17 protein-coding genes are annotated in these 16,461 nt (G+C 41.2%); 7 read left to right on the top strand and 10 right to left on the bottom strand.

All coding sequences use genetic code 11. From position 1 onward, the window contains the following. Window positions 1-7: 7 nt before the first annotated feature. Together miaA and MHB83_RS13365 are read right to left on the bottom strand one after the other, a co-directional pair. A complete protein-coding gene (miaA, locus tag MHB83_RS13370) occupies window positions 8-964 on the bottom strand; it encodes a tRNA (adenosine(37)-N6)-dimethylallyltransferase MiaA (RefSeq protein ID WP_342496391.1) in 957 nt (318 codons plus the stop codon). Between the two features lie 69 nt (window positions 965-1,033). Beyond that, window positions 1,034-1,435: a YmaF family protein gene (locus MHB83_RS13365; protein WP_003211728.1), complete on the bottom strand. Its 402-nt coding sequence runs from the start codon at window positions 1,433-1,435 to the stop codon at window positions 1,034-1,036. Between the two features lie 104 nt (window positions 1,436-1,539). On the opposite strand from MHB83_RS13365, the gene MHB83_RS13360 reads away from it, so the two are divergent. From MHB83_RS13360 to MHB83_RS13345, 4 genes are all read left to right on the top strand, one after another. After that, a complete protein-coding gene (locus MHB83_RS13360; protein WP_251190513.1) occupies window positions 1,540-1,788 on the top strand; it encodes a spore coat protein in 249 nt (82 codons plus the stop codon). Window positions 1,789-1,901: 113 nt separating this feature from the next. Beyond that, on the top strand, window positions 1,902-2,444 hold the full coding sequence (locus MHB83_RS13355) for a TetR/AcrR family transcriptional regulator (RefSeq protein WP_342496390.1): 543 nt from the start codon (window positions 1,902-1,904) through the stop codon (window positions 2,442-2,444). A 2-nt stretch (window positions 2,445-2,446) separates the two neighbouring features. Next, a complete protein-coding gene (locus MHB83_RS13350) occupies window positions 2,447-2,764 on the top strand; it encodes a multidrug efflux SMR transporter (RefSeq protein ID WP_003211368.1) in 318 nt (105 codons plus the stop codon). 15 nt (window positions 2,765-2,779) lie between these two features. After that, window positions 2,780-3,148: a multidrug efflux SMR transporter gene (locus MHB83_RS13345; protein ID WP_034662159.1), complete on the top strand. Its 369-nt coding sequence runs from the start codon at window positions 2,780-2,782 to the stop codon at window positions 3,146-3,148. Window positions 3,149-3,195: 47 nt separating this feature from the next. Here the strand turns inward: MHB83_RS13345 and MHB83_RS13340 are convergent, their stop codons facing one another. Both MHB83_RS13340 and MHB83_RS13335 read right to left on the bottom strand, forming a co-directional pair. Beyond that, complete coding sequence (locus tag MHB83_RS13340) at window positions 3,196-3,645, bottom strand: OsmC family protein (RefSeq protein ID WP_342496389.1); 450 nt, start codon at window positions 3,643-3,645, stop codon at window positions 3,196-3,198. 77 nt (window positions 3,646-3,722) lie between these two features. Continuing rightward, complete coding sequence (locus MHB83_RS13335) at window positions 3,723-4,457, bottom strand: poly-gamma-glutamate hydrolase family protein (RefSeq protein ID WP_003211920.1); 735 nt, start codon at window positions 4,455-4,457, stop codon at window positions 3,723-3,725. Between the two features lie 585 nt (window positions 4,458-5,042). Here MHB83_RS13335 and MHB83_RS13330 point away from each other — a divergent pair. Beyond that, window positions 5,043-6,368, top strand: coding sequence for a S8 family peptidase (locus tag MHB83_RS13330; RefSeq protein ID WP_050944956.1), 1,326 nt, complete (start codon window positions 5,043-5,045; stop codon window positions 6,366-6,368). 91 nt (window positions 6,369-6,459) lie between these two features. On the opposite strand, the gene MHB83_RS13325 is transcribed toward MHB83_RS13330, so the two are convergent. From MHB83_RS13325 to MHB83_RS13315, 3 genes are all read right to left on the bottom strand, one after another. Beyond that, window positions 6,460-7,608: a Rap family tetratricopeptide repeat protein gene (locus tag MHB83_RS13325; RefSeq protein WP_003211287.1), complete on the bottom strand. Its 1,149-nt coding sequence runs from the start codon at window positions 7,606-7,608 to the stop codon at window positions 6,460-6,462. 165 nt (window positions 7,609-7,773) lie between these two features. Beyond that, on the bottom strand, window positions 7,774-8,523 hold the full coding sequence (locus MHB83_RS13320) for a poly-gamma-glutamate hydrolase family protein (protein ID WP_253622592.1): 750 nt from the start codon (window positions 8,521-8,523) through the stop codon (window positions 7,774-7,776). 312 nt (window positions 8,524-8,835) lie between these two features. Then, complete coding sequence (locus MHB83_RS13315) at window positions 8,836-9,309, bottom strand: CarD family transcriptional regulator (RefSeq protein WP_050944959.1); 474 nt, start codon at window positions 9,307-9,309, stop codon at window positions 8,836-8,838. Window positions 9,310-9,876: 567 nt separating this feature from the next. On the opposite strand from MHB83_RS13315, the gene MHB83_RS13310 reads away from it, so the two are divergent. Both MHB83_RS13310 and bslA read left to right on the top strand, forming a co-directional pair. After that, complete coding sequence (locus MHB83_RS13310; RefSeq protein WP_342496388.1) at window positions 9,877-10,275, top strand: hypothetical protein; 399 nt, start codon at window positions 9,877-9,879, stop codon at window positions 10,273-10,275. A gap of 125 nt (window positions 10,276-10,400) precedes the next feature. Next, complete coding sequence (gene bslA, locus MHB83_RS13305) at window positions 10,401-10,937, top strand: biofilm surface layer hydrophobin BslA (protein ID WP_050944961.1); 537 nt, start codon at window positions 10,401-10,403, stop codon at window positions 10,935-10,937. A gap of 208 nt (window positions 10,938-11,145) precedes the next feature. Here bslA and mutL read toward each other — a convergent pair whose 3' ends face one another. The 3 genes from mutL to cotE form a co-directional block, all read right to left on the bottom strand. Next, window positions 11,146-13,047 carry a DNA mismatch repair endonuclease MutL gene (gene mutL / locus MHB83_RS13300; protein ID WP_050944963.1) on the bottom strand — a complete coding sequence of 634 codons (1,902 nt, stop codon included), beginning with the start codon at window positions 13,045-13,047 and terminating at the stop codon, window positions 11,146-11,148. 20 nt (window positions 13,048-13,067) lie between these two features. Continuing rightward, window positions 13,068-15,644 carry a DNA mismatch repair protein MutS gene (gene mutS / locus MHB83_RS13295; RefSeq protein WP_212045874.1) on the bottom strand — a complete coding sequence of 859 codons (2,577 nt, stop codon included), beginning with the start codon at window positions 15,642-15,644 and terminating at the stop codon, window positions 13,068-13,070. Between the two features lie 124 nt (window positions 15,645-15,768). Beyond that, complete coding sequence (gene cotE / locus MHB83_RS13290; RefSeq protein WP_003212450.1) at window positions 15,769-16,314, bottom strand: outer spore coat protein CotE; 546 nt, start codon at window positions 16,312-16,314, stop codon at window positions 15,769-15,771. Between the last annotated feature and the right edge of the window lie 147 nt (window positions 16,315-16,461).

Here is a 16,461-nt window from a genome sequence, read left to right as displayed (position 1 = left end):
CTGATAACTACAGTTTCGCTTTAAGTCCAAGCTTTCCTGCTATATATGCGAAAATTTCCTCTTTTTTGTCTGAAAAGTGGCAAGGCGGTGTCATGTCGAACCAAGTGACATCCATTTTATTACGGAACCATGTGAACTGACGCTTCGCATATCTACGGGAATTTTGCTTTAATTGCTGGATAGCTTCATCAAGTGAGCAGTCACCTTGAAAATACGCATACAACTCTTTATAACCAATCGCTTGAACCGATTGACAATCCTTCAAGCCAGATTGATAAAGTGCGCTCACTTCCTCAATTAAGCCTTCATCTATCATCATATCAATTCTTTGGTGAATGCGCTCGTACAAAAGCTCTCGATCCATTTTGAGCCCAATGAAGGCTGTATCATAAAGAGGAACTTCTTGATGACCATTTTGCATCTCCGACATTTTCTGACCTGTTGTATGGATCACTTCCAGCGCCCGGATCACGCGGCGGATATTATTCGGATGAATGGCTTTTGCAGCATCAGGGTCTACTGCCTTTAGCTTTTCGTGCAGCTGAAGGGAGCCATGCTGCTGTTCAAACAGCGCCATTTCTTCTCTAAAAGCAGGGTCACTTTTCTCATCGGTAAATGTGTAATCATATAAAACAGATTGGATATACAAACCTGTTCCGCCGACGATCATGGGTGTTTTCCCTCTAGCGGCAATCTCTTTGATTTTCATACGGACCAGCTGCTGAAATTCAGCTGTAGAAAAGGATTCGTCCGGCTCTTTAATATCAATTAAGTGGTGCGGGACACCATCCATTTCTTCAGGGGTGATTTTAGCTGTTCCAATGTCCATTCCTTTATAAATCTGCATAGAATCACCACTGATAATTTCTCCATTAAATGCTTTGGCTATATGAATGCTCAGTTTTGTTTTGCCGACAGCCGTCGGTCCTACTAATACAATCACTGGTTGTTTCGTTTTTTTCATAACATCACTCTCTTTTACAAACTGCCTACAGTATAGCATAACTTCTCTTTCTCTCCTATATAATGCCCATCACCAGCCGAGTGGTTCATTTCCGACCACTTCATATGTTTTTCCTTTTAAGCGGTGCGTATGCGTCGGCCGCTCTTCGTCCGGACTATAGACGACTCCTCCGTACGGAATGGGGACAGAATCGTTATAGGCTGAAAACGTAACTTCCTCAATCTCGTGATAGTGGGTACCATCTAATCTCGGTATCGCAGGCCCTGTGACGCCGTAGTATCTGTGGAAATGCCCTCTCTCAAAAGAGGTGACCCCGCGATAGTAATGAGTATGCTGATCGGTATTGCTCCCATTGACAGGCTGAGAAATACCTTCTATTAAATGATAATGCTCTTCTGTTACATCCGTTCGTGCTTTATAGGCATGAGCATGCGGCGGGCATTTTGCCCAATCAGATGGATACAGGCCCATTTTTAACATTCCTCCTTATCATAGGCGTTCATCCAAACACATATAGGCCAATCGAATACACTGATGTCAGTTACAGTGATTTTATGTGAGAGGAGCCTTTTTTTATGAATTATTTTGATGCACCGCCATTTATGCAAGAAGACATGAGAAGACCTTTTGGTTTTGGATTTGGACGCCCGGGTTTTGGGTTTGGGAGACCTGGATTCGGGTTTGGTAGACCCGGATTCTTCGGACCTCCATTTTTAGGTGGTTTTGCTGGAGGTCTGCTGGCTGGGTCTCTGCTTGCGCCAGGCTATGGCTATGGGTACCCTTATCCGCCGTACCCGCCATATGGACCATACCCTTATTATTAAACATGCCTTTTAAGTGAAAACAACCTTTCATAAAAATGAATCGATTGACACACTAGTTTTTCATGGGTTAACATTTACTTTACCGACCGTTCAGTAAAGTAGGTGTTTTTTTTATGTCTAAAACCAAAAAAGAGCAAATTTTTGAGGCAGCTGCTCGTACGATTTTAAAAGAAGGATTAAGTCAGCTTACCCTTCAACATGTAGCAGAGCATGCAAATATGACCAAAGCCGGTCTGCTTTATCATTTTGCAAGCAAGGAAGAGCTCATCCAAAAAATGAATGACCACGCGATTGTCTGCTTTCGTCAGCAGCTTGAGTCGTATCAGGAAACATACAAAAACGAAAAGGCTCCTTATGTACGTGCATATATTTTGGCGACATTAAATGATCTTGATATGCAAAACACGACCCAGTTATGTACAAGCATGCTGGCCACCATGTCATTTGATGAAGCGTTATTGAACCCTTGGCGTGATTTTTATGCAGAGTTCAAAGCGAAAGCAGCTGAGGAAATCAATGACCCTGCATTGAGCCAGCTGATCCGCCTTTCATGTGATGGAATATGGTTTTCAGAAATGTTTCAGCTTGAACCGCTGAACCGAGAGGAAAAAACCCTTTTACTTCATCGGATTTTACACCTATTAGAGGAGGGATAATCATGATCCTCGGATATCTTTTTCTAGCTGTGGCTATTTTTTCAGAAGCCATTGGCGCCGTGATGTTAAAATTCTCAAATGGCTTTACTCGCTTTAAGCCTAGCGCTGTCGTTGTTGCTGGGTATACACTTGCCTTTTATATGCTGTCATTGACACTGAATATCATTCCGCTTAGCATGTCTTACGCAACATGGTCTGGGGTTGGTACAGTCCTCACGGCTATTTTTGGCGTGCTTTTTTTCAAAGAAACCTTGAACCAAAGAGCAATCATTGGGATGGCGATGCTTGTCTCAGGGGTCGTACTTTTAAATATGTCATAAAGGATGTGAGAGATCATGAAAGGAATGCTCTATTTAACAGGGGCTATTTTGACAGAGGTTTTTGGCAGTACGATGCTGAAGCTTTCACAAGGTTTTTCGCAACTGCTGCCGAGCATTGGGGTCCTGATCGGATTTGGGTGTGCCTTTACCTTCCTCAGTCTGGCACTTAAAACGATTGACCTTTCGTCTGCTTATGCAACATGGTCTGGCGTTGGAACAGCACTCACTGCTCTTATCGGACTCGTGCTGTTTAACGAAACCATTCACATAAAAGGCTTCATCGGTCTTGCACTAGTGATATGCGGCGTGATTGTCTTGAACCTGTCAAAAAAACAAAAGGAAGAAAACAAAGAACAAATCGATCAAACCGAATGGACGTCATAAAAAAAGTCATTTTCTCCATTTCATTAAGAGAAAATGACTTTTTGTTTTTACCCGCCGACTTCAATGGTTTCTTCTAAGGAAATGTCCACATTTCCTTGAACAGCTCTTGAGATCATACATGAGCTTTCGGCTTTGTGCGCGAGCTTGCGGGCCAGCTCAATATCTTGCGGAGAAGCAGAGGCTTTGAGGATGATGACAGGCCGGTGAATGATTTTTTCATATGTAAACACACCATTTGTCACATCTACGACAGCCTCAGAACTCATTGTGAGATCCTCTTTTTCTAATTGGCTCCGCTCCATCATAGCGGCAAGTGTAATAATATAACACGTAGCCGCTGCACCTAAGAGCATCTCATCTGGATTTGTTCCGATGCCGGGACCGTCCATTTCTTTTGGAATTGAAATCTTCGTTTTTAACTGTTCGCATGAGATTGTACCCACATCGTTACGCAGGCCAGGCCAGCTCGCCTGAAGATGAAAATGATGACGCGCCATATTCGTCTCTCCTTTTGTTATCACTTTTTATAGTGTAACAAGAATTCACGCTGCTTGTCTTAACATGTGCACCATCTTTATGTATATTCCTCATCCAGCACTGTCCGAATCGCCCTGACATACCGGTAGAACGTCTCGTTTTTTGTACTCGACCGCCGCCGAAAGTCAAAACTGTCAAATAAAGCTTCACGCTGACTTCTACTAATCTCTAACTGTACACTTTGCCCTGTTTTAGTAAGATTATTAATATTATGATTGCTTGTTCCACTCAGGGTTGCGTGTGCGACAGCCAGTTCAGCAGAAAATCCGTTCCGCTCTAATGAGTTCACTATTTTTTCTGCACGGTCGTAATCTGTTCCGCCAACGAGCGTATGGTCAATGCCTTCCTCACCTTTGTATCCATGCACTGCTAAGATATAATCGTGTGCTTTTGCCTGCGCGACGCCGACTGGCTCATCAAAGTTTGTACTTGTCACATGAAGTTCTGACGCATTCTCTCTTAAACCTTCAAACAAATACGTAGAGAAATCATTATCGAAAAAATGGACGATCTCACTCACGCCGCCTTCAATTCTCCCGCCATGGGGTGACATCACAAGAAGACGGCTTCCAGGCACTGGGTTGGCTGTAATTTGATAGCTGCTTGTTGATTCGTTTTCTTCCAGTTCTTTAAAATTGCGATAAATATCATTTGAACCGCTTTCGTCTTCCCCACCTGATGACAATGGCTCATCATGTTCCTGTGCTTGCATTGTATAATAAACGCCCCATCCGATCGCAAGCAGGAGAAGCAAAGCAAAAAACTTCTTCATTCCCGTTCTCCTTTAACAGATTTCTAAGCCGTTTCTATGATTTATATTGAATCATCATTTCTTTTCATTTTTTCCACTTTTTCTCTTCAAATTTGATCATAACACTCTAGATCATGAGATTCCTCAAAAATAAGATAATTGCATTTATATACACAGAAACGCCTCTCGTCTTTGAAAACAGAGTTAGAATAGTATGACAGACAAACGAAGTTATGTTTAAAATGACCTAGTTCTATCCAGTCTGTTTTCTTTAATTCGGCTTGTTTTTATATGGATTTGATTTTTTTCCTCTGTGACAAGTCACATTTGTATGAGCATTGACCCTGTCTAACCCCTCCTTTTTTTCTGCAAAATCGTTTGTTTCACCGGTTCTCTAAGAAGAACTCTCCCACCTATCATCGGCTGATTCTACATGTTTTCCACCTTTTTCTATTATTTTACAAAATGTAAGCGCTTTTCTTTTTCATCAGAAATGAGTAAGCCGCCAATATGAAGAAAAGAAGGGACAAGAATCCGAACAAAGCAGCTCTCATTCTCATAACGTAAGAGTGTACAAGAATGGATAGCTAGAATGGAGGGCATCACATGTTTGGATTTTCTATGGTGCAAATGGTCAGGACACATGCTAGTAAACTAGATCAGCCTTTAAGAGAGACCGTCCTTCACCTTTATAAACCTTTTAAATGGACGCCATGCTTTCTTCATCGTTTCTTTGAAGGAAGATTAAAGAAGAGAAAGAAGCTTCGTGTAATTATTGAATTTAAGGAAGACGCGGTCGAAGCAGGGATTCAAAGCACAAAACAGCTCATGAAAAAAAGTAGAAAAACAAATATCAAACGGCACTTTTCACATATCGACTGCTGCGCTGCAGACATAACACCGGCCGCTTTAGAGGAGCTGTTAGCAAATGGTGAGCATATTCGTAAAATTTATTTAGACCGGAAAGTTCATGCACTTCTGGATGTGGCCACACAAGCCAGTCACGCGGATGAAGTCTTCCGCAACGGTACAGCCTTAACAGGGGAAGGCATTACGGTCGCTGTCATTGATACAGGAATTTATCCGCATGAAGATTTAGAAGGAAGGATTCGCGATTTTGTGGACTTAGTCAAGCAAAAAACAAAGCCTTATGATGATAACGGGCATGGTACTCATTGCGCTGGAGATGTAGCTGGAGACGGAGCGGCCTCAGATGGCTTGTACAAAGGACCTGCTCCAAAAGCTCATTTAATTGGCGTAAAAGTGTTAAATAAACAAGGGGCTGGATCGCTTTCTACTATTATAGAAGGGGTTGAATGGTGCATCCAGTTCAATGAAGATCACCCTGATGATCCGATTCATATTATGAGTATGTCACTAGGCGGAGATGCTCAGCGTTATGATGACGAACAGGACGATCCGATGGTGCGTGCTGTCAATGCTGCTTGGGATCAAGGCATTGTAGTATGCGTCGCAGCCGGAAACTCTGGTCCTAACAGTCAAACGATTGCGAGCCCTGCCGTCAGTCAAAAAGTGATTACGGTTGGCGCTTTTGATGACCGGAATACACCAGAATCAAACGATGATATCGTGGCACCATTTTCAAGCAGAGGTCCTACTGTTTATGGTGAGACAAAGCCTGATATCCTTGCACCAGGAGTAAACATCGTCTCTCTCAGATCACCAAGATCCTTTCTAGATAAACTCGACAAATCAAGCAGAGTCGATGATGATTACACGACGTTATCTGGCACATCTATGGCAACACCGATTTGCGCTGGTATTTGTGCTCTTCTATTAGAGCATTCACCAGATTTAACGCCCGATGAGGTCAAAACCCTGTTAAAAGAAAATACAAGCAAGTGGTCTGGGGATGACCCGATGATTTACGGGGCAGGTGCCATTGACGCAGAAAAAGCCATCAAAGAATAAATAAAAAAGCCCTTTACGTTGATTCGTAAAGGGTGTTGTTTTTGTCTGTTATTACGTGTGAAGTCTTTCATCTACTTGATCAGCTGACATGTTATGCTTCGTTCTCATACATCTCATCTCCTTTTTGAATGTGCGTACGCGCTTCGATCACAATCTCAAAAAAAGTGGAGGATTCCTTGTACATGTCGCGTTCCTTATAATAATTAGCCGCATCAAGTGCTAATTCCTCTAAATCAGCAAACATTTTTTTGCTTCGCAGTCCAAATAGTGCCGATCTTAATTGCTCACAGCTGTCTTTTTCTATATAAAGCGCCTGTAAAAATTGAAATTTCAACTGATAAATTTCATCTTCCAATAAACAAGCCTCGTTCATTCCTTTACGTATAGCCTCACCCGCCCGCTCGATATCTCCGAGTTTAAACCAGGTAAGAGCAAGTGAAAATAATGATTTGATCATCGTGGATGCTTGATCTTTTTGATAAAGGGAAATGGCTTGTTCAAAAAAGACTGTCGCTGTATGGTACGTTCCCATACTATAATGACAAGCTCCTAAGTTATTAAGAGCCATCGCTTTAAAATAAGATGTGCACTCTTTCCGCTCCATCGCTTCACAAACCTTTAACGCTTTTTCTAAGTAAGGAAGCGCTTTTTGGTGCTGACTCACATCAATACAATTACCTGCCATGACAAAATCACATTGAATGCTTCTTTTTCCATAAAGCTGATGTTTCTTATAAATGTCTCTCGCCTTTTTAGCATAATGCATGGAGAAATAAGTTTGTTTCATATGATAGTATACTTCAGCGATTTTATAGTAAAATTCCGCTTTTTCAATCTCATCTGTCACTAAGATCAGTTGATGTTCCGCATGCTTGTAATAGGAAATGGCCTCGATGTATCGGCGCTGGATAAACGCATACATTCCATGAAAAAAATGAAAGTAATAGCCAAGTAAGCCTGTCATCTCATCTTCTCCATCTTCCATTTCTTTCGGAAAAGACACGGCTTGAAGTGTTTCACTCCCTGCATGGACTGGCGTTAAATGCTGAAGCATCAGTTGATGGCGAAAATCCATTAGAGAATAATATAGAAGCAAATCTTGATCCTCTTCCATCTCATGAATTTCTTCTTCAACAAGGCGCTTCATATCGTTTGCTTGTTCGACTTCAAATTTGCAAATATGCGTGTACCATTGATTGATCTTTACACCTACTTCGGAAGATGGTATTTTATGTGCCATCCACTTCAGCCCCATTCTATCATATCAAACTGATAACTATTATTTTACATAATTTATGTTTTTAAGGCAAATTGTAATTTATTGCATGATTTATGTTCATTTCGCATATTTCTATCTTTTTTACCAAGTTTAAATGGAGTACTTTTACCCATCAAAACGATTTTACTACGAAGTTGGGTCAAATTCTCTTAATACTTCTTTTAAAGCACGGATATAACGTCTGAATGCTTTTTTCTTTCCTTTTCTCGTATCAAAATGGTCGAAAAAAGATTCTCTCTGCGCCGTACTAATTTCTAGCTGAACGCTTTCACCACTTGCATTTCGATTATTAATATTTTTAGGATCTGTTCCTGAAAGCCGTTCGCCTTCTTGCACCATTTCTGCAGAAAATCCTCGATCTTTTAACTCTCGTACAACTGCTCTTTTCATTTTTTCGTTTGTCCCGCCAACTAGCGTGTGCTTTTTATCACTTTTATAGCCGTGGATGGAAATGGAGAAGGGATACGTTTTAATCATTTGGACCAATATCGGTTCATCAAACTTGGTGCTTGTAATATGCAAATCACGATTGTTGTCTTGTTTCGTTCCTTCAAACAAATACGTCGAGTATCTTTGTTGAAATGCTTCTACAATTTCACTTGTTCCTGGTTCAATTTCCCCTCCATGAGGAGAAAAGACGAGTAAATCACTTCCGCCCTTTTCGTGAAATTCTATTTCATACCCTTTTCTTTCATGCCGAATAAGCTGTTTAAAACTGTCGTATCGATCCCCTTTTTTTCGCTCTTTTTGATACTTTTCTACCTCTTCTTGATGTTGCTTTTGCTCTTTTTTTTCTTGAACAGAATGGCTGCATTTCACCATTAAAAGAGCACATAGGATCAGAAAGATGAATCCACATATCAGTAGCCTTTTCATTTCACCGCTCCTTTTCATTCTCTTAGGTGTCATCTTATCGCATAATTTTACTATCAATGGCTAACAGAATTCAAAGGTTGTCCGGCTCATTTAATTGAATCAGGAGAACTTTCCTGTTTTTTTATGCCGCTCTAGGTATTTCTGACTTCTTTGAATCATTCGCTGCTTGAATAAAAACTGCATCGTATGACCTTATTTTAGCTTTAGTTAAAATCACCTACAAAAATGGACATGTTTTTCTGATTTCAAACAAAAAAGCCGCAAACAAAAGGGATGCCCTTCTGTTTACAGCCAATTATTGTATATCCATCATTAAATTCTTAGTTCATTCTCTAAAGCTGAAAGGACTTCATCTTGTGAAAGCCCTTGTGCAAGAGAAATTTCACTCACTAACATGCCTCTAGCATCTTCAAGCATCTTCTTTTCACTTGAATTTAATGCTTTCTTCTGATTTCGTCTCATCAGATCTTTGACAACGTCTGCACCGTCTTCGATCGCACCTGTTTTTAGTTTTTTCATATTTTCATCATATCTTTGCTTCCAAGTAAGCGTGTCGTCGTTTGTTTCTTCTGCAAAATTGTTCATCACAACTTTCAGCGTTGCTTGATCTGCTACCTGACGAATACCTAGTTGATTGATTCTGCCTCTTGGGATCATCATCTGCATATTCGGCATTTGAATCAGAAAATATTCCTCCGTCTTACCTAAAATCTCTTTTTCTTCCATTCCTTCAATCACACCGGCACCATGCATAGGATAAACAATTTTATCACCTATTTGAAACAAATCCGCCACCTCCGAAAGTATTCACAATTTGATTATAACACATTTCATGGTTGGATAAAAATTTATATTTTATCATGTTATTTTAGCACTAGTCAATTCTTTTCATTTGAATTTTGAGAAAAAGCCTTTTTTTAGAGAAGATGCGCCACCATCCAGTCCCCTTGTCTTATTCGTGCATATACTAGCATTGAGTCACATTTAGGAGGGATGACAATGTGCAAATGCAAGTGCAAACATTCCCACTCAAACTGTTATAAAAAGCATGACGATCATTGCCATGAGGACCCATGTAAAGAAAAAAAGTTTCATCATAAAAAAGATGATTGGTTTGAGAGCGATTTCTGGGATACTTCTAGAAGCTACGATCCCTATTATTACCCTAAAAGTGTCTGCAGCAGTTGTAAGAAGCGTCGTAGAAGAAGACATGGCTTCTCATATTAGCACCTGACGCTTTCAACTGCTTTTTGTTTTCCCGGCTGAAAAGCCGGTTTTTTTCATATGGATAGGCTCATGAAACGGATCATGCTCATAGGATATGGCAACCTGACATAAAGGATGAGATATCAAATGAACAATATGAATAGCCAAATGAATTATCATCACGAAGAAAATCCGTACCATACGTTTGAGAATGTGTATACAGCCAATCATGAGCATGTGGTCGCGCCAAACATGCATGATCATATGAATATGCCAAACCATTATCATACCGGTAAAAAGGATAAGTACAGCGGACATTATCCGCATCATCATTCAGCCTATCCGCCTTTTCCAAATCAGCATGACCCCTTTTCGCATGTTCCAATGAAGGATCACCATCATCATGGCCACTATGGTGGATATGGAATGATGCCATATCATCCATACGGATATCAAGATATGCATATGATGATGCCGAATCAGCAAATGCCAGGCTTTGGTTACGGAATGAACCAACCAAATGCGCATTTTCCCCGTTATTACTAAACAAAATGACAAAATAAGGGTATAATATACCATTTAATACCATGTAGGGATATGGTAACATTATAGGTAAATAATGGGTGTAATCATCTATTATTTACCTATATTCAACAAGGGGGAAGGAAGAAATGAAAAAAACATGGACGATGATCATGATGGGGATGCTCACATTGGTTATGGCGCTGTCAGTACCGCTTTCTGCATCTGCTGAAGGAGCCAAAACAGAGGAAAGCAAAGCATCAACCAATGCAAAACCAGCTGCCCTTTACGCAAAAATTACAGGTACAAGTAAGCAGGAATGGTCTTTTTCTGACATTGAACTAACGTACAGCCCAAATTCTATTTTAAGTCTTGGTGCGGTTGAGTTCACACTGCCAAAGGGTTTCCAAGCAACAACTAAAGACATTATGAACGGTAAAGCATTAAAAGACAGCTACATTTTGAACAACGGACAAACCGTCCGTATTCCGCTTAGATTGGATTTACTTGGAATTTCCAAATATACATTAAAGCTTTCACATAAAGTACTCCCTGCCGCAGGTACATATACGTTCCGCGCAGAAAATCGAGCAATTAGCATCGGTTCCACATTTTATGCAGAAGATACGATTGATATTAATACACGACCAGTTGTGGTCACACCGCCAGATCCGTGTGGATGCTAAATAAAAAAGCGCTCTAATAAGAGCGCTCCAAATGACAAAGGGCAAAATGATGTTTATTTTAGCCCTTTGTCTTCTTTTCAGTGTGATAGAAACCTTTGTAGCTTAGGAAGGACGAGTTCTGGCGCGGATTAGACATTCGTGAGCACCAGCTCGCGCAATAGTTTGTCTACACGCTGAGGTGCCTTAATAAGAGCGCTTTTTTATTTGATCACATGACCCGTTTAAACATTTTCTCCATTTCATATGTCGAGTGATGAATGATGATCGGCCGGCCGTGCGGACAAGTGAAAGGGTCCTTTGTCTGCCTGAGTTCATCTAATAGGGCTTTGATTTCATCATTTCGCAAATGACGATTTGCTTTGATAGAGCCTTTGCAGCTCATCATGATTGCCGCTTCTTCTCTTAATTTTTTGATATCTACACGTTTCTCATCCAGCACTTGCTCAATAATCTCTTCGATCAGTTCAGCCTCTTCTCCTTTTGGAAACCACTGCGGATGCGACCGTACAATGTAGCTTCCTGAACCGAAAGGCTCTAAGAAGACACCCACTTTCGTTAGTATCTCTTTATGCTCTTCAATAATCAGCATATCGTTTTTCGAGTAATGGAATGTTAATGGGACGAGCATTTCTTGCACTTCCTGTTTGATCTCTCCTACCTTCTCACGATAATACTCATACTTGATTCGCTCCTGGGCCGCATGCTGATCAATAATATAAAGCCCACGTTCATTTTGAGCCAAAATATATGTGCCGTGCATTTGTCCGATGGGATACATCACAGGGACGCGTTCGTTTTCTGAAATGGCTTCTACAGCATCTTCTCTTAGTTCTGACTCTTCATATTCTAGTGAAGCGGCGGATTCCTCTAACTGAACTCGCTCAGATGAGGCTTCTTCATAAAATACTGGTGATGATGGTTCCGTCTTCTCTTGATTAGGCATTCCGTATGCTTCGGTATGGCTTGTCTCATATAAGACCGATTCGAGCGGCTCCGGCTGATAGGATAGCGGCGTTTCCACCTCGCTTGTGTTTCCTTTTTTCGCATCAAAGGTTAAGGATTGCTGCTCATTTTTGATCGCTGGCATTGGTGCTTTCTTTGGCACCGAAGCACTTGGAATGAGCTGCTGCTTTTGAAATACGTCCTTAATTCCTTGCTTAATTAACTCATGAAGTTCCTGCTCTTTACTAAGTCTCACTTCAAGCTTCGAAGGATGAACGTTCACATCCACTAAAATGGGGTCCATCTTCATCTCTATAAATGTAATCGGATGGCGGCCAATCGGTAGCAGCGTGTGATACCCTTCATGGACCGCTTTCACGAGCGGAAAATGCTTAACATATCTGCCGTTTACAACAGAAGACATATAATTCCGTGATGCCCTTGTCACTTCTGGCAAGGAGATATATCCTTTCACTTCAAAATCAAGTGATTGCACGTGAAGCGGCACCATTTTTTTCGCAACAGCTGTTCCGTAAATGGCCGCAAGCACATGCCGCACATCCCCGTTTCCATTCGTCTGAAGCAGGACTTTTCCTTGATGACGCAAGCGAATCGATACTTCTGGGTGAGCCAGCGCAATTCGATTGACGACATCTGATATATTGCCAAGCTCCGTATGAACGGTTTTCATGTATTTTAGGCGGGCCGGTGTATTGTAAAATAAGTTGGTAACGACGATCTCGGTACCGCGGCGACTAGAGGTTTTTTTCTCTGAAATGATCTTTCCGCCTTGCAGCACCAGGTGCGTTCCAGCTCCTTCACCAGTACTTGTTTTCATTTCTAGATGAGAGACAGATGCGATACTTGGCAGCGCCTCTCCCCTGAAACCGAGCGTTCTGACACGGAACAGGTCATTTTCATCTTTGATTTTACTCGTTGCATGGCGCTGAAAGGCGAGCTTACAATCTTCAGCATCGATTCCAACACCATTATCAATCATTCTAATAGAAGAAAGACCTGCTTCTTCTACATCGATTTCAATCACTGTACTACTTGCATCGATTGCATTTTCCATAAGCTCTTTTACGACAGAAGCTGGACGTTCGACTACTTCACCTGCAGCAATTTTATTGGATAGGTCATCGGATAACTGAATAATCTTTGCCATTTTGCTCACCTCACCTTACATTATAATTTCTTTTGCAATTCATATAGCTTAGTCATCGCTTCGAGCGGAGTCATATCCATTAGATTGAATGACTTTAATTCCTCGATCACCGCTTGATCTTTCTGTTTTAGAACTGGTTTGGTTTGCGGTTTTTCTTCTACTTCAAAGAAAGAAAGCTGCTGCTTTTCCTCCGCCTTTTCTGTTTTTGGAGCTGCAGATACGTGCGGGGTCACTTCATGTGATCCGCTCTCAAGCTCCGTCAAAATGGTCTGGGCCCTATCGATGATCGCATCAGGCAATTCAGCAAGCTGCGCTACATGAATACCATAGCTTTTATCAGCTGCACCCTCTTTGATTTGATGTAAGAAAACGACCGTGCCCTCATGCTCTTCAGCACGTACATGGACATTTTTCAGCTCGCTTAATTGAGATTCAAGAACTGTCAGCTCGTGATAATGTGTGGAAAAAAGCGTTTTGGCACCAATATGATCGTGAACAAATTCAATGATCGCCTGCGCAAGAGCCATTCCATCATAGGTGCTTGTCCCGCGTCCAATTTCATCAAATAAAATCAAGCTGTTTTTCGTTGCATGCACCATCGCATTTTTTGCTTCGAGCATCTCTACCATAAAAGTACTCTGACCAGAAATCAAATCATCTGCCGCCCCAATGCGTGTAAAGATTTGGTCAAAGATCGGAAGAGTCGCCTTCGATGCCGGCACAAAGCAGCCAATTTGCGCAAGAATGGAGATAAGCGCCATTTGTCTCATATACGTACTTTTCCCTGACATATTTGGTCCAGTAATGAGTAAGGTTTGCCGGCCATTTCCCATATGGCAGTCATTTGGTACATACTCCTGGTGATCCATCACTTTTTCAACGACTGGGTGACGACCATCTATGACATCTACCTCATCCTCTGAGAATTCTGGACGGATATAACGGCGTTTTTCACTGACAGTCGCAAAGCATTGAAGCGCATCCAGCTCACTCATTTGTTTTGCAAGCAGCTGTAATCTAGGAATATAACCTTTCACTTGCTCCCTGAGAGCTGTAAATAGTTCATATTCCAATTCGTTGATATTTGATTCTGCTTCAAGTATCAGTGCTTCTTTTTCTTTTAATTCAGGTGTGATATACCGCTCTGCATTGGCAAGCGTTTGTTTTCTTTCATAACGGCCTTCCTCCAGCAGATGTGTATTTGCGCGTGTCACTTCGATATAATAACCAAACACTTTATTAAACCCGACTTTTAAGGAGCGAATGCCGGTATATTCTCTTTCCTGCTGTTCAAGACGTGCAATCCAGTCCTTTCCGTTTCGGCTGGCATCACGGTATTCATCTAATTTTGCATTGTAGCCATCTTTAATCAAATTGCCTTCTTTTATCGTCATCGGCGGATTTTCATAAAGTGCATCTTCTAATAAATTAAGCAAGTCACCACAAGGATCAATCGCATTCGCTCTTGATTTTGCCATTTCCTCTGGCAGTGAGTGCACAAGCTCTTTAATGGCTGGTACTTGTTTTAAGGATTCCTTTAACTGAATGAGATCACGGGCATTTACGTTGCCAAATGCGACGCGGCCCGCTAAACGTTCGAGATCATATACTTGCTTTAACCGTTCACGCAGATCCTCTCGTTCAAAGAGATGGTCCATGAGAATTTGCACCATTTCCTGGCGTTCTTTAATGTGCGAAAGACGAATTAACGGCCGATCGATCCATTGCTTGAGCAGCCTTCCACCCATCGCTGTTTTTGTTTCATCTAACAGCCATAACAAAGAGCCCTTCTTGCTTTTTGAGCGGATCGTCTCTGTTAATTCAAGATTTCGTTTTGAGTAAAGATCAATTTTCATTGTTTGTTCGAGCTCAAACACTTGAACTTGCTGAAGGTGATCGAGGCTTCTTTTTTGCGTTCTTCTTAAATAGGCATATAATGTCAAAAAGGCCGATCTTAGTTGCTCGCTCAGGCGGGACACGAGCCGCTCAGCTTCATCGATCAATTCATCACTATCTTCGTATGAAATGGTCGCTTGGCACCGATCCTTTAAGGTCTTGACTGTTTCCTCATCCAGCTGCTTTGACACCACAATTTCTTTTGCACCGACAGAATAAATTTCAGACACGACTTCATCTAATCGATCAATGAAAGCCGCCATGTTTTCACCAGTAGATAAATCGGAAAGTGCAAGTCCATATCCATTTTCAAACTTTGTCACAGAGGCAATGAAGTTGTTTTCATTTTCACTTAAGCCTTTACCATCCATCACCGTACCTGGTGTAATGAGTTGAACGACTTCTCTTTTGACTACACCTTTTGCCGTTTTAGGATCTTCCACCTGCTCACAAATCGCGACCTTGTAGCCTTTTGAAATCAATTGTTCTATGTATGCAGAAGCAGAATGATAAGGAACACCGCACATTGGTATGCTCCCGCCATCTCTGCTTGTTAGCGTGATTTCTAATTCTTGTGACGCTTCTTTTGCGTCATCAAAAAACATTTCATAAAAATCGCCTAAGCGAAAAAATAAAAAGGCATCTTGATACTCTGCCTTGATTTTTAAATATTGCTGTATCATGGGCGTATAACTTGCCATATTTCTAATCCCTCACTATATTACATTCGAATTCATACCATCTTTCATTATAGCATAAAAAATCACCTTTTTTCTCCTAGATAGGACACAAAAAAACTAGGGGGATATGCGCCCTAGTCATCAATTACTCTTCTGGATCACCCGCTAGGAATTCTGGATGAATATCCTCTAACTCCTCATCCACCTCTTCTTCCCACTCATGATCATCTTTTTCTTTCCAGCTTGAATTGACCTCTACAACAATTTTTGTTTCTCCTACCACTTCAGCAATGAATTCACGCTCTGCCTGAACGATAATTTTATTGCCGTTTGGAGAAATGGTCACTTCTAGACAATTCGGCTGCTGCAGCACTTTTGCAATCACTTCGTGCTCATCATCAAGGAAATTTTTATCTTTATATCTTAGTTTGATGATGTCTACATATTTCACCCGTTCTGTGACGACTTCTGTTTTTGTGTTATCAGCATAAGAATACCATACGTTAATATCAAAGGTTCCTTCAATCTCAACAGTTTTACCGACCTTTTCAGCATCATACTTATGATTAATGATCCAACCACCTAGGATGCTGGTTGGTTTTTGCGATGGAGAAATGGTGTGTGTGCTTTGGGTGAATTTCCTCCCTTTTGCAACCACCGCTTTTGTAATAATTTCTCTGTATTCAGACATTCCGGCATGCCTCCTTGTTCTTGATCGTTTTATCTTATGCTGGGCATTCGTCTAGTGTGTCACGATTTTGAACTTCATGTTCAATTAAATTCATTTCTGTTTCAGTGTATGCATGGTCGCCCATAAACTTGCCTTGAAAATTGGAAA

The organism is Bacillus sp. FSL K6-3149, assembly GCF_038630515.1.
In the GTDB taxonomy this organism is placed as follows: Bacteria; Bacillota; Bacilli; order Bacillales; family Bacillaceae; genus Bacillus; species Bacillus pumilus.
This window is presented reverse-complemented; position numbering and strand designations above follow the sequence as displayed.

Excerpts from the sequence above, each read along its gene's own strand:
- cotE (WP_003212450.1), bottom strand. The coding sequence starts at position 16,314 with ATGTCTGAATACAGAGAAATTATTACAAAAGCGGTGGTTGCAAAAGGG.
- MHB83_RS13310 (WP_342496388.1), top strand. The coding sequence starts at position 9,877 with ATGAACAATATGAATAGCCAAATGAATTATCATCACGAAGAAAATCCG.
- mutL (WP_050944963.1), bottom strand. The coding sequence starts at position 13,047 with ATGGCAAAGATTATTCAGTTATCCGATGACCTATCCAATAAAATTGCT.
- MHB83_RS13345 (WP_034662159.1), top strand. The coding sequence starts at position 2,780 with ATGAAAGGAATGCTCTATTTAACAGGGGCTATTTTGACAGAGGTTTTT.
- MHB83_RS13365 (WP_003211728.1), bottom strand. The coding sequence starts at position 1,435 with ATGGGCCTGTATCCATCTGATTGGGCAAAATGCCCGCCGCATGCTCAT.
- MHB83_RS13355 (WP_342496390.1), top strand. The coding sequence starts at position 1,902 with ATGTCTAAAACCAAAAAAGAGCAAATTTTTGAGGCAGCTGCTCGTACG.
- MHB83_RS13360 (WP_251190513.1), top strand. The coding sequence starts at position 1,540 with ATGAATTATTTTGATGCACCGCCATTTATGCAAGAAGACATGAGAAGA.
- MHB83_RS13350 (WP_003211368.1), top strand. The coding sequence starts at position 2,447 with ATGATCCTCGGATATCTTTTTCTAGCTGTGGCTATTTTTTCAGAAGCC.
- mutS (WP_212045874.1), bottom strand. The coding sequence starts at position 15,644 with ATGGCAAGTTATACGCCCATGATACAGCAATATTTAAAAATCAAGGCA.
- MHB83_RS13320 (WP_253622592.1), bottom strand. The coding sequence starts at position 8,523 with ATGAAAAGGCTACTGATATGTGGATTCATCTTTCTGATCCTATGTGCT.
- MHB83_RS13340 (WP_342496389.1), bottom strand. The coding sequence starts at position 3,645 with ATGGCGCGTCATCATTTTCATCTTCAGGCGAGCTGGCCTGGCCTGCGT.
- MHB83_RS13335 (WP_003211920.1), bottom strand. The coding sequence starts at position 4,457 with ATGAAGAAGTTTTTTGCTTTGCTTCTCCTGCTTGCGATCGGATGGGGC.
- bslA (WP_050944961.1), top strand. The coding sequence starts at position 10,401 with ATGAAAAAAACATGGACGATGATCATGATGGGGATGCTCACATTGGTT.
- MHB83_RS13325 (WP_003211287.1), bottom strand. The coding sequence starts at position 7,608 with ATGGCACATAAAATACCATCTTCCGAAGTAGGTGTAAAGATCAATCAA.
- miaA (WP_342496391.1), bottom strand. The coding sequence starts at position 964 with ATGAAAAAAACGAAACAACCAGTGATTGTATTAGTAGGACCGACGGCT.
- MHB83_RS13330 (WP_050944956.1), top strand. The coding sequence starts at position 5,043 with ATGTTTGGATTTTCTATGGTGCAAATGGTCAGGACACATGCTAGTAAA.